The following is a 12232-nucleotide window of genomic DNA, read 5'->3' on the forward strand; positions in this document are numbered from 1 at the left end:
CCCTCAGCTCCGCTTCTCGACGGCGTTCTCCAGCCGGACCAGCATGGCGCCGTGCGCCTGGGTGACCAGGGCGTCGATCTCGCCCCGGGTGCGGCCCTTCGCTCCCTTCCCGGTCACGGCGACGGTGAACTGGAGGGTCTGCGCCTGCTGCCAGGCGTAGTGGTGCGGCCCGCCCAGTTCGGAGCTCCGGAACTCCCCCACCTCGCTGAGGAAGTCCTCGGAGCTGTCCTGGGCGCTCTCCCCGCCGAGGAGCGCGGCCGCCACCATGGAGCCGATGGTCTCGCCGCCGCGGAGTTGCTGGGTGGGACAGCGCATGGTCTCCTCGATCGACTCGGCCATCTCCCAGGCCGCGTCCTCGCGGGTGCGATGGACGGTGACGACGGCCGCGAGGCGCAGCGGCCCCTTGCCCTTCTCCGCGGGAACTTCGAAGGTCCGGGTGAGGGCGGCCAGGACGCTGTCGGCGGGCTCCTCCTGCTGCCAGACGCAGTCCGGTCCCAGGACGGGCCAGGTCGCCGGGTCGCTCTCGTACGGGCTCCGCTTCACGACGCCGGACCCGAAGCTGTCCGGGTCGGCGATGACGCGGTCGAGCAGGTCGCGGGCCGCCGTTCGCGTCCTGGGGAGCCGGGCGGGGTCGGGCCGGAAGGCGTCCGCCGTCGCCGCGGCCCCGGACGTGTCGGCGGTCCCGGAGGTGCGGCGGCTCTCCGCCCCCGGCCCGTCGGAGCTCCCGGAACACCCGGCGAGCAGGACCGGCAGGAGCACCAGAGGCAGGGCGAGCCGGGCTTTCCTTAACGGCACCTGACCGGTCACAGCGTTCTCCCGCTTCTCCTCGACGCCGCGTCGATCATAGGTTCGCGCGGCCGTGGGGAGGAGTGCTGTCGGGCGACTGTTGCCCCATCGGAACATGCCGGAAGCCCCGTCCGCGCAGCCCTTGGGGGGCGTCTCACCCGGTCAGGACGGTTCTGCCGGGCCGCGCCGGTCTGCCCGACGGGGGCTTCGGGCCCGGCGGGCGGGGCCGGGCGGGGACGGGACGGGGCGGGGCCGGGCGGGGGCGGGGCGGAGCACGGCCGCCCGCACCGGCCGCGGCGTCCGGCGGCAGCCCCGCCGACCGGCCGGATGCGGACCTCGCGGTGCGGGCGGGCGCCGCCCAACGCCGTTGCCTGCCCTGTGCGTCGGCACGGGGCCCGCCGGGGCTTCGGGCCCCGGCGCGCGGGCCGCCGGGGCCCGGTGATCCCTCGGACGACGGTGCGCTGAGCCCCCGCCGCCTTGATAACGTCGCCCCCGCGGCTGTGGACTTCCCCCGACCCGGTCGCACGGGTGGGTGGACGGGGGCCGGGCGCGGCAGGACGAAGAGGGCCGACAGATGAGCCTTGCACAGGTGCACTACACCTCCGCCGCGCCGAAGGGCGAGTCGCCGGCGGGCAGGTTCGCCTCCGTCGGGCCCGAGGTGTCGGGAGCCCTGCTGGCGGAGATCGAGCCGCTGGTCCGCTACGAGCTGCCCGAGGGCGTCCCGGCACGGCCGACCGACGGCGAACTGCGGCTCCTGCCCCAGGCGTTCTGCTATGCCGTGCTGTCCGACGGAAGCCGGCTGGTGTCGCGGTCGGCTCCCGTGCGCGGCGCCGGCGACGCGGGCGCCGAGGTCCGGTTCCACGCCCACGCGGTGCATCTGCCCCCCGGTGTCCCGCTGCCGGGCGACCGGCTGCCGATCGAGGCGTGGCGGTCGCCGCACTGGGCGTCCGCGCTCCCGGGCGGGGCGATATCCGACCCGCTCGCGCTGCCGCCGGGCCGGCCACCGGTCTCGGAGGGCCTCGACGACTTCGCCGTCTCGCGCGGCCCGTGGCTCGCGGCGGTGCTGTCCGATCTGCGCCGGGCGAGCGAGCCGGAGGAGAGCGGCGGGCGCCCGGTGGTGCTGGTGGAGCGGCAGTGCGCGGACGTGGCGCGGTGGCTGGGGCTCGCGGCCGCCACGCTGCCGCGAAGGAACGCTGAGCACCTGACGTTCACCACGTACACCCGGCAGCCGGGGAGTTCGACGCTGCGCGTGGTGGGAGTGCTGCCCGGGGACGCGGACGCGGCGCGGGCTGCGGGGCTGCGGGTCCACGTGTGCGCGGGGCCTCCCCCGGCGGGTTCCACGGACGACGTGTGGGCGACGACGGCCGCCCGGATCTGGCGGAGCCGGGCGCCGAGACTCTTCGAAGAGGCGCGCGAGCTGCCCGGGGAGCCGTGCGCCGCAGGCCCGTTGGCGGTGACGGCTCTGTGTGCCGGGGTCACGCTCGCATCGGACGGGAGGACCGCTGCGGCGCGCTGGGCGGCCGACCGCCCCTACGCCCTGGGCGCGGGACGTGCGGAACAGCTGGTGGAGTCCTTGGCCTCCCCGGAGATCGACGACCGTACGGGCCCCGAGTTCGACGCGGTGGGCCGGTTGTTCGGTGCGCTGGAGGGGCGGTGCCCGGTCTCGGCGACCGCCCCGCTCGCCGCGATGCTGGTCACGGAGGCGGTACGCGGAGGCAACGACTCGCTGGAGCTGCCGCGCCGGGACGCGTTCACGAGCCCGGAGGGGGAGGCGGTCTCCGAGACGCTGGGGCCCGAGGTCCTGGCCGAGCTGGGGGGCGCCGGCGGGACGCGACCGGTGGCGCGGACCGTCCAACTACTGCGAGTCGCCCGCCTCTTGGCCGTCGACCACACGGACGCACTGCCCGGGATCGTGGACCGGCTGGCGCGGGCGTTGCTGGCACAGGCGTCACCGGCGACGCCTGTGCCGCCGCAGACGGCGCAGGAGGGTCCGGCGGCCGCACGGTACGGGGGCGCGGTGGGCTGCGACGACCCCACGGCGACACACCCCACTGATCCGACGGTGGGCGGCGGCGCGCCGACGACGTCTCCGGAGACGTCGGGGCCCCCGCCCTTCGCTCCGGCCCTGCTGGAGTTGCTGGACGAGCAGTTCGACGTGCGGACGGCGCTGCTCGGCGCCCTGGACCGGATCGCCCCGTGCGATCCCGGGGCGGTGGCCCGGCTCCTGGAGCGGGTGGCGCTGCCGTTCACCGGCACGCAGGCGCTGCCGCACCTGCGGATGTGCGCCGAGGTCCCGGGGGCGATGACGACTCTGGGCGGCGACCGCACGGCTGTCTGGCACCGGGTGCTCCGGGCGGCCGGCCTGTCTCCGTTCGCCGAGCCCCTGGTGCTCCGCACGGCGGTGGGCCTGGTGTGGGAGGACCGGGCCCCGACGGTGGAGGAGGCCCGGCTGCTGCTGGAGGCGGCCACCTCCGACTCCCACCGCACGGCCGGCACCTGGGCGCGCCTGGTCGACGCCGCGCTCAGCGCCTCGCCCGCCGCCACCGACGGGGCCGCCGCGCTCGCCCACGACCTGCTGCACGCCTTCCCCCAGGAGATCGGCGGTCGGCAGCGGGCCGGGCTCCTGCTGCTGGACCTCGTCCGCGAGCTGCGCTCGGGGGCTCCCCGGCCGGGCTGGGCCGCGCGGGTCCGCGATCTGTGCGCACAGGCGGAACCGCTCGAACCGGCCCTGCGGGAGGAAGCCTTCTCAGCCCTGACCGAACGACTGCTGGCTCCGGACCGGCCGGGTGCGGAGCTGTACGACTTCGTCCACAGCGACGACGCCGAGCTGATCGCCGCGTACGACCGCCTGGCCCGCTCGGAACCGGTGAGCACCCGGCTGCGTACCCAGCCCGCCTACGCGGCGGACTGCTTCGGCGTCTGGACCGCCCACCCGCACGCGGGCCGCGCCTGGGCTGCCACGGCCGCCGCCCTCCTCGACGAGGTGCTGCGCCCGGCTGTCCGCGGCATGTCCGCCGAGGCCGTCGCGGAGGTCGAGGAGACGGTGGGCCGGACCGGCAGCAGCGGCCGGGCCGACGCCTTCCGGGGCTGGAACCGCTCCAGCGCGCTGGGCCGCTTGGGACGACGGATCGCGGGCCGGGTGCGGCGGGGCTGACCCGGCCGGCGCCGGTGGTGACTCGTTCGACGTCGCGCGCCGGGCGACGGCTTCGCATCAGCCGCCCCGGCCACGCAGCCGGTCGTGAAACCCCCTGACCAGGGCACGGTCGCGCCAGCGGCGGAAGAACGCGCAGACCCGGTCCCACGGCAGGAAGTCGGCCGGCATCGCCCGGCTGTCCAGCCCGGCACCGGCAGCAACGGCCGGACCACACATCTGTTCCTGCGGGACCTGGGCGGCGAGGAGGTCGCCGGGGAGCTGATCGACCACATCTCGACCTGTCCGAGCTGCGCGACGTGGACGTCCAGATCATGCCGCTGGTGCGGCACCACCACGCGGGTCTGCTCCGCCCCCGGCGACCATTCCCCCCGGGTGCTGCCCCGGACGTCCGCTTTTGGTCGGAAGGGTGCCGCCGCAGGCCCGCCCGGTCCGCGCGTCGGCGCCGGGCGGGTAACGTGAAGAGGTACTGACTGATTGACTCATGGGCCTCCTGGCGGGCTGCGTGAACCCCAGGAGGAGCCGATATGACGACCAACCGTGGACGCAAGGACGTCATCCGTGACCGGATGGCCGCCACCGGCGAGTCGTACAACGTCGCCGCCCGCAATCTCAAGGCCATGAAGGACATGGGCGCGACCCGCGAGGCCGTCCTCGTGCAGCGCTGGACGCCCGCCGACTCCTTCGACGTGCCGTGCCCGTGCGGCGGGACGTGCGAGCCCGGCGAGACCTGTGACCACTGCCACGCCCGCCACCGCCACGTGAAGCGCTACCCGGGGTCCACCACCGAGGTCGAGACCTGGGCCGACCGCTACGAGTGCACCGGCTGCTCCTCCTCGTACACCCTCACCGTCCACCTGGCCGGACGGCCGTGGGGCGTCGCCGAGACCGCCGTGCAGGGCGGATCGGCGGAGGAGGTCGTGCAGGCCACGGTCTTCCCCGGGGTCATCCACCCGCTGCTGCGCTCAGAGGCGGCCGGGAGCGGCGACGGCCAGGAGTGACCGCCGGGGCCGCGCCCCGGGAACGCCGATGTGCCCCCGCCCCGGAACGCCGGGGCGGGGGCACTGTGCCGTCCGGGCTCAGCTCGCGTCCGGCGCCAGCGTCAGCGAGATGGAGTTGATGCAGTACCGCTGGTCCGTGGGGGTCGGGTAGCCCTCGCCCTCGAAGACGTGGCCCAGGTGCGAGCCGCAGCGGGCGCAGCGGACCTCGGTGCGGACCATGCCGTGGGCGCGGTCCTCGACCAGCTCGACCGCGTCGGTGTCCTTCGGGTCGTAGAAGGACGGCCAGCCGCAGTGCGACTCGAACTTCGTGTCGGAGCGGAACAGCTCCGCCCCGCAGGCCCGGCAGGAGTAGACGCCCGCCGTCTTGGTGTCGGTGTACTCACCCACGAAGGCGGGTTCGGTGCCGGCCCGGCGCAGCACCGCGTACTCGGCGGGGGTCAGCTCTTCCCGCCACTGCTCGTCCGGCTTCTCGACGTCGTACGGCACGTCCCGCTCCTCAGCTCGACTGGTGATCGCTGGACAGGTGGTCCAGGATGCGCGGGCCGAGGTCGGTGACATCGCCCGCTCCCATGGTGAGAACGAGGTCACCGGGCTTCGCCATTCCCGCGACGGCGGCCGGGACGTCGGCCTGGTCGTGGACGGCGGCGACCTCGGCGCCCGCCGCCTTCGCCGCGTCGATGATCAGGGCGCTGGTGATGCCGGGGATCGGGTCCTCGCGGGCCGGGTAGATGTCCAGGACCACGGAGGCGTCGGCCAGCGCGAGGGCCTGGCCCATCTCGGTGCCCAGCTCCTGGGTGCGGGAGAACAGGTGGGGCTGGAAGACGACGAGGATGCGGGCGTCGGCGGCCGCCCCGCGCATGGCCTCCAGGTCGGCGGTCATCTCGGTGGGGTGGTGCGCGTAGGAGTCGACGACCTGTACGCCCGCCGCCTCGCCCTTGAGCTGGAGGCGGCGCTTGACCCCGGTGTACGTGCCGAGCGCGGAGGCCAGGTTGTGCGCGGGGATGCCGAGGGCGACCCCGGCGGCGAGGGCGGCGACGGCGTTGTGGGCGTAGTGGCTGCCGGGGACCGAGACGGTGAAAGTCAGGAACCTGCCGTTGAGCAGGACCGTGACCTCGCTGTTCAGGCCGCGCGGGGTGACCTTGTGGACGCGGACGTCGGCGGTCTCGGCGGAGCCGTAGGTGACGACCTTCAGGTCGGACAGGTCGCGGACCCGGCGGGTCAGCTCGACGGCGCCGGGCTGGTCGGCGGAGATCACCAGGGTGCCGCCGGGGACGACCTTGCCGACGAAGGTCTCGAAGGAGTCGTAGATCTCGTCCATCGAGGCGTAGTTCGCGTGGTGGTCCAGCTCCACGTTGAGGACGATCGCGACCTCGGGGTCGTACTTCTGGAAGCTGCGGTCGCTCTCGTCCGCCTCCGCGACGAAGATGGACCCCTCGCCGTGCGTGGCGTTGGTGCCGGGGCCCTCCAGATCGCCGCCGATGGCGTACGAGGGGGCCAGGCTCAGCGAGGAGAGGGCGACGGCCAGCATCGACGTGGTGGTCGTCTTGCCGTGGGTCCCGGCGACCGCGATGGCGCGCAGGCCGTTCATCAGGGTGGCCAGCGCGTCGGACCGGTGCACCACCGGGATGGACAGCTCGGCGGCGCGCAGCAGCTCGGGGTTGTCGGCGCGGATGGCGCTGGAGACGACCACGCAGGACGCGTCGTCGGCCAGGTGGCCCGCCGCGTGCCCGATGTGCACGGTCGCCCCCAGCGCCCGCAGCGAGTCGGCGGTGGCGGACTCCCTGGCGTCGCTGCCCGCCACCTTCGCTCCGCGCTGGGCGAGGATCTTCGCGATGCCCGACATTCCGGCGCCGCCGATGCCGATGAAGTGCGGTCGTTCCATGGCGGCGGGAATACCAGGTGCCATCGTGGGTCCTCCGGGGTGCTGGTGGGCGTTCTCGGGTGCGGGCCGGTGCCGTTCCGGACCGCGGGACCAGCCTATTCGCTGTGCGCGAAGAGCTTGAGCACCGGGACGCCGACCTTGTGCCGGGCCCGGGAGGCCCAGTCGCGGTGGAAGAACTCCTCCACGTAGTGCGGGGCGGTGAGGACGATGACCTCGTCGGCGACGGCCTCCTCGACCGCGGTCTTGAGCTTGTCCAGGGGATGGTTCTCGACCACTTGTCCGACCGCGTCGGCGCCCGCCTCCCGCAGGGCCCGTAGGGAGTACTCCAGCCCGACCGCGGCCAGTTCCCGGGCCTCCTTGCCCTCGGGCTTCTCGCCCTCGCGGACGGCTTCCTTCAGCTCCCCCATCGCCACGTCGTCGATCGCGCGCAGCAGGACATCGGCCTGGTCGCCACGCGGCTGCAACAGAACGACGAACGAGATCCGCTCCTCGCCGTGGAGCGTGGTGACGAAGTCCACGTCCTCGGGGGTGAGCGGCTTCTCGATCATCAAAACGCTTGTGAACACGACAGGCGCCCTTCCGGTTCTTCGTCTCGTCGACCGCCGGTTCGGCCGTCGACGGTCGTTTGCTGAAACCATCCTTCCCCGTGTTCCCACGGGTGTGCAGGGGTAAGTGTGCCCAGCCGGAGCTAACCGGAACGGCAGATTCCGCTAACTGTCGGCCCGACGGTACCGAGTGAAGAGAAAACCGGCCTCTTCCAGCAGCGATGTCAGAGAGAAACGTTCCGGCACCGCGACCCCGGGGCCCCCCGCGATCCGCTGGGCGTCCCCGGCGGTGAGCATCGGGGACACCGTCAGGCACAACTCGTCCAGCACGCCCGCCGCCACGAACTGGCCGAGCAGCCGGGGCCCGCCCTCGGTCAGCTGCCGGGCCAGCCCCCGGCCGGCCAGCTCGCGCACCACGCGGGCCGGGTCCGCCCCGGCCCCCTCCCCCGCGATCACGACCTCCGCGCCGGCCTTCCGGGCGGCGGCGATCCGGTCCGCGGGCGCTGCCGCACCGGTCACCACCAGCGTGGGCACGAGCGGCGCGGTGAACAGCGGCAGCGAGAAGTCCAGGTCCATGGAGCCGGTGACCACCGCGACGGCGGGCGCGGGCCCCTGTCCGGCCGCCGCCCGCCGCGCGGCGAACGCCTCCCGGGCGCGGGCGGGACGGTACCCCTCCATCCGTACGGTCTCGGCCCCGGCGATCACCACGTCGGCCAGGCCCCTCAGGGTGCCGAAGACCCGCATGTCCGCGGCGCAGGAGATGCCCTGGGAGCGGCCGTCGTGCTGGGCGGCCCCGTCGAGGGTGGAGACCATGTTGGCGCGCAGCCACGGCGCCTCGCCGGCCGGGTAGGCGTAGGCGTCCGCCAGCTCGTCGAGACTCCACTCGCGGTCGTCGAGCGGTCCGGGCCGGTCGGCGGCAGCGGCTGTGGTTGTCAGGTCCGTCACAGGGAACAGGCTTCGCATGGGTGGCAGTCTGGCACGGGCCTTAGGGTGGAGAGCTGTGTCGTCCTCCACCGCGTTTCCGGGGCAGAGCCCCCTTGCCGAAGCAGCCCCGCTGTCCCTGTGCGCCCGTGAGCCGCACGTCCCCGCCGACCGTCTGGTCGCGGAGATGGTGCCGCCGCCGCGATTCGACTCCGTGCGCTTCGACACCTACGTGCCCGACCCGAACCAGCCCAGCCAGAGCGAGGCCGTCTCCGTCCTCGCCGGCTTCGCCGCCGGGCTCGGCGGGGCGCACGCGTCGGGGGGCGGGCGCCGGAAGTGGTTCAGCAGGAAACCGGCCGCGCCGACCGGGCCGCGCGGGGTCTATCTCGACGGCGGCTACGGCGTCGGCAAGACCCACCTGCTCGCCTCTCTCTGGCACGCCACGCCCGCCGAGCCGTCGCTGAAGGCGTTCGGCACGTTCGTGGAGCTGACGAACCTGGTCGGCGCCCTGGGCTTCCAGCAGACGGTGCAGACGCTGAGCGGGCACCGGCTGCTGTGCATCGACGAGTTCGAGCTGGACGACCCGGGCGACACCGTGCTGGTGTCGTCGCTGCTCAGCCGGCTGGTGGAGGCCGGGGTGGCGTTGGCCGCGACCTCGAACACGCTGCCGGGCAAGCTCGGCGAGGGCCGGTTCGCCGCCGCCGACTTCCTGCGGGAGATCCAGGGGCTGTCCGCGCATTTCCGCCCGCTGCGCATCGACGGCGAGGACTACCGGCACCGCGGACTGCCCGAGGCCCCGCCCCCGTACACCGACGAGCAGGTCACGAGGGCCGCGTACGCCACGCCTGCCGCCTCCCTCGACGACTTCTCCAGGCTGCTGGAGCACCTGGCCCGGGTCCACCCGAGCCGCTACGGCGCGCTGACCGACGGGATCGGCGCGGTCTGCCTGACCGGGGTGCGGGCGGTGCCCGACCAGTCGACGGCGCTGCGCCTGGTGGTGCTGGCCGACCGGCTCTACGACCGGGAGGTCCCGGTGCTCGCCTCCGGGCTGCCGTTCGACCGGCTGTTCAGCGACGAGATGCTGAACGGCGGGTACCGGAAGAAGTACTTCCGGGCGATCTCCCGGCTGACGGCGCTGGCCCGTGACGCGAAGGGTCTGGTGGCGCAGTAGGTTCGTGGGCGTGACACCGGGCCCGGCCGTCCGCGGACGGGCCCGTCACCTCCTGTACAACCGCGCACACCGTTCGAAGGGACTCAGCATGGCTACCACGCGTCAGGCGCACACGGTCTGGGAAGGCAACCTGATCGAGGGCAAGGGCGTCGTCACTTTCGACTCCTCCGGCATCGGTGAGTACGACGTCTCCTGGCCGGCCCGCTCGGAGAAGGCGAACGGGAAGACGAGCCCGGAGGAGCTCATCGCGGCGGCGCACTCCAGCTGCTTCTCGATGGCGCTGTCCAACGGTCTCGCCACCGCCGGCACCCCGGCGGCCCGGCTGAACACCCAGGCCGAGGTCACCTTCCAGCCCGGCACCGGCATCACCGGCATCCACCTCACGGTCCAGGGCGAGGTCCCCGGTCTCGACGAGGCGGCCTTCGTGAAGGCGGCCGAGGACGCCAAGGCGAACTGCCCGGTCAGCCAGGCGCTGACGGGAACGACGATCACCCTGACGGCCTCCCTGGCCTGACCCCGCGTGCCGTGGGGGCCGGCCNCCCCCACGGCCGTTCGGCGCGGCACACCCCCGCTCCTGCCGGGCCCCCGCGGCACCGGGCAGCGGGCAGCGACCTCCTGGCGGCCCGAGGCTTCGGGTCCCTGCGCTTTGGCGGTCCCGGGCTCTGAGGTCCCTGCGGCTCCGGCGGCCCGCGGCTCCGGGGGCCCCAGCGGCTCGGGGCCCCGACGACACCGACGACACGGTCCGGCCGCGGCGGTGCGCATGGTTCCCGCGGAGCTTTGTGCGTGCTACACACGTGCGGGTCACTTCACCTGTCCGCCAACAGGGAGTCGCCTCATGTCATCCGCACCTCGTCACCTCGCGACACGACGCCGGGCCCTGGCCGGCAGCGGAGCGGCCGCCGCCATCGCCTTCACCGGAGCCTTCGGGGAACTCTTCGCGGGCACCGCCGCCGCCCGCGGTCACCGCGGTTACGGCCCCCTCGTCCCCGACCCGGCCGGCCTGCTCGACCTGCCGAAAGGTTTCCGCTACCGGGTGCTGTCCCGGGAGGGCGAGCCGCTGCGCTCCGGCGAGGGGCGGGTGCCCGGCAACCACGACGGGATGGGCGCCCTCCCCGGCCGGCGTGGGCGCGTCCACCTCGTACGCAACCACGAGAACCGGTCCGGGGCCGAGATCGGCGTGCCGACCGTAGACGGTCTGACCTACGACCCCATGGGCAAGGGCGGCTGCACGGTCCTGGAGTTGGACGGCCGAAACCGTGTGCTCGGCGAACGCGTCGGCATCGCCGGCACCGCGGTGAACTGCGCGGGCGGTCCCACCCCATGGAGCACGTGGCTGACCTGCGAGGAGACCGAGGACAGAGCCGGCACGAACGGCTACACCAAGGACCACGGCTTCGTCTTCGAGGTGGACGGGGCCGATCCGCGCCGCACCGGGGCCGTCCCGCTGACCGCCATGGGCCGTTTCCAGCACGAGGCCGTCGCCGTCGACCCGAAGTCCGGGATCGTGTACGAGACGGAGGACGCGTTCGAGCGACCGTTCGGCCTCTTCTACCGCTTCCTCCCCGAGAAGCCTCTCGGGGGCGCGGGCTCACTGCGGGCGGGCGGGGCGCTGGAGGCTATGCGGGTGCCCGGCGTGCCCGACCTGTCGATCGTCCAGGAGCCCGGAGCCCGCTTCGACCGGGTCGAGTGGGTCCCCGTACCGGACCCGCTGGCCACCGGGACGGCGATCCGCTTCCAGGACTTCGGGCCGGGGGGCGTCACCCACGCGCAGAAACTGGAGGGCTGCTACTGGGGCGGTTCTTCGGTCTACTTCGTCTCCAGCTTCGCGCGCCGGGACGAGGGCTCCGCGGCCGACCACTACGGGCAGGTCTGGCGCTACGAGCCGAAGAGGTGCCGGCTCGCCCTGGTCGTGGTCTTCGGCCCGGACACCGACGTCCAGCTGCCCGGCGAGTCTCCCGACAACATCTGCCTGGCCGCCGACGGCGGGCTGATGGTCTGCGAGGACGGCGGCGGCGCGCAGCATGTGCTCGGGGTGACCCGGCGGGGCCAGGTGTACGCCATGGCGCGCGGGCGGCAGAACATCGGGACGCCCGACGAGCCGGCGTGGGGGGAGTTCGCCGGGGTGGTGTTCTCCCCGGACGGCTCGACCATGTACCTGAACTGCTACACGCCGGGGACCACCTTCGCGGTGACCGGGCCGTGGCACTGACGGGGCCGAAAGGGGGCGACCGGCTGACCGCGCCGTAGCGAAGACGGGCGGTGGCGCACGGCACACGGGGAACGGCGGACGCCTGTCGCCCGGACGCCTCCCACGGTCCCCGCCCCCTCCCGCGCTCGTCCGGCGGTCGCCGTCATCGCTCGTCGATCACGGCGACCGCGTCGAGTCCCACCCTGCGCAGCGTCCGCTGGACGGCGCGGCCGGCCCCTCTGACCGTGAGCTCGGCGGGCTCCGGCCGCAGGGTGGCCGCCCGCAGCAGGGCGTAGGCGCAGGCGAGATCGATGTGGGTGACCCCGCGCATGTCCACGGCCCACGCGGCGGCCCCGGCGAGCTGGGGGTCCTCCAGGACCTCTTCCAGCTCCCGGAGGGCTTCGGCTCCCACCACCCCGGTCAGGACCAGCACGGCCGGCCCGCCGTCGGCGGCGGCGACGACCTCCAGGGTCGTTCCGGTCTGCGGGGTGGAGGGGTGTTCGGCAGCCATGGTGATTCCTTCGCGGTCCGGGGGGAAATCCGCTGTTCTTCCATGGTCCCTCGTCACGGGGCCACGGCGCGCGGCA

12 protein-coding genes are annotated in these 12232 nt (G+C 74.1%); 5 read left to right on the forward strand and 7 right to left on the reverse strand.

Translation table 11 applies throughout. From position 1 onward, the window contains the following. Nucleotides 1-3 precede the first annotated feature (3 nt). Complete coding sequence (locus V9U70_RS17910; RefSeq protein ID WP_336676431.1) at nucleotides 4-807, reverse strand: hypothetical protein; 804 nt, start codon at nucleotides 805-807, stop codon at nucleotides 4-6. 553 nt (nucleotides 808-1360) lie between these two features. Here V9U70_RS17910 and V9U70_RS17915 point away from each other — a divergent pair. Further along, a complete protein-coding gene (locus V9U70_RS17915) occupies nucleotides 1361-3940 on the forward strand; it encodes a GTPase-associated protein 1-related protein (RefSeq protein ID WP_336676432.1) in 2580 nt (859 codons plus the stop codon). Between the two features lie 57 nt (nucleotides 3941-3997). Here the strand turns inward: V9U70_RS17915 and V9U70_RS17920 are convergent, their stop codons facing one another. Continuing rightward, the gene (locus V9U70_RS17920; RefSeq protein ID WP_336676433.1) at nucleotides 3998-4210 is read right to left on the reverse strand and encodes a hypothetical protein; all 213 of its coding nucleotides are present in this window, start codon (nucleotides 4208-4210) and stop codon (nucleotides 3998-4000) included. Between the two features lie 254 nt (nucleotides 4211-4464). On the opposite strand from V9U70_RS17920, the gene V9U70_RS17925 reads away from it, so the two are divergent. Further along, entirely contained in the window at nucleotides 4465-4938 is a 474-nt protein-coding gene (locus V9U70_RS17925) for a hypothetical protein (protein WP_336676435.1), read from the forward strand. A gap of 78 nt (nucleotides 4939-5016) precedes the next feature. Here V9U70_RS17925 and msrB read toward each other — a convergent pair whose 3' ends face one another. The 4 genes from msrB to V9U70_RS17945 all read right to left on the reverse strand — a co-directional run bounded on the left by msrB (nucleotide 5017) and on the right by V9U70_RS17945 (nucleotide 8328). Then, a complete protein-coding gene (msrB, locus tag V9U70_RS17930) occupies nucleotides 5017-5424 on the reverse strand; it encodes a peptide-methionine (R)-S-oxide reductase MsrB (RefSeq protein ID WP_336676437.1) in 408 nt (135 codons plus the stop codon). Nucleotides 5425-5434: 10 nt separating this feature from the next. After that, complete coding sequence (gene murC / locus V9U70_RS17935; RefSeq protein WP_336676439.1) at nucleotides 5435-6844, reverse strand: UDP-N-acetylmuramate--L-alanine ligase; 1410 nt, start codon at nucleotides 6842-6844, stop codon at nucleotides 5435-5437. Between the two features lie 71 nt (nucleotides 6845-6915). Then, nucleotides 6916-7368 (reverse strand): indole-3-glycerol phosphate synthase, encoded by a 453-nt coding sequence (locus tag V9U70_RS17940; protein WP_336676441.1) that lies wholly within the window; start codon nucleotides 7366-7368, stop codon nucleotides 6916-6918. Nucleotides 7369-7530: 162 nt separating this feature from the next. Beyond that, the gene (locus V9U70_RS17945) at nucleotides 7531-8328 is read right to left on the reverse strand and encodes a pyrimidine reductase family protein (RefSeq protein WP_336676443.1); all 798 of its coding nucleotides are present in this window, start codon (nucleotides 8326-8328) and stop codon (nucleotides 7531-7533) included. A gap of 37 nt (nucleotides 8329-8365) precedes the next feature. Between V9U70_RS17945 and zapE the strand changes: the two genes are divergently transcribed. The 3 genes from zapE to V9U70_RS17960 all read left to right on the forward strand — a co-directional run bounded on the left by zapE (nucleotide 8366) and on the right by V9U70_RS17960 (nucleotide 11666). After that, complete coding sequence (gene zapE / locus V9U70_RS17950; RefSeq protein ID WP_336676445.1) at nucleotides 8366-9457, forward strand: cell division protein ZapE; 1092 nt, start codon at nucleotides 8366-8368, stop codon at nucleotides 9455-9457. A gap of 88 nt (nucleotides 9458-9545) precedes the next feature. After that, on the forward strand, nucleotides 9546-9971 hold the full coding sequence (locus tag V9U70_RS17955) for an OsmC family protein (protein WP_336676447.1): 426 nt from the start codon (nucleotides 9546-9548) through the stop codon (nucleotides 9969-9971). Nucleotides 9972-10292: 321 nt separating this feature from the next. Further along, nucleotides 10293-11666 carry an alkaline phosphatase PhoX gene (locus V9U70_RS17960; RefSeq protein WP_336676448.1) on the forward strand — a complete coding sequence of 458 codons (1374 nt, stop codon included), beginning with the start codon at nucleotides 10293-10295 and terminating at the stop codon, nucleotides 11664-11666. 142 nt (nucleotides 11667-11808) lie between these two features. On the opposite strand, the gene V9U70_RS17965 is transcribed toward V9U70_RS17960, so the two are convergent. Next, nucleotides 11809-12156, reverse strand: coding sequence for an STAS domain-containing protein (locus V9U70_RS17965; protein WP_336676450.1), 348 nt, complete (start codon nucleotides 12154-12156; stop codon nucleotides 11809-11811). Between the last annotated feature and the right edge of the window lie 76 nt (nucleotides 12157-12232).

The sequence above is a fragment of the Streptomyces pratensis genome, assembly GCF_037137275.1.
In the GTDB taxonomy this organism is placed as follows: domain Bacteria; phylum Actinomycetota; class Actinomycetes; order Streptomycetales; family Streptomycetaceae; genus Streptomyces; species Streptomyces pratensis_B.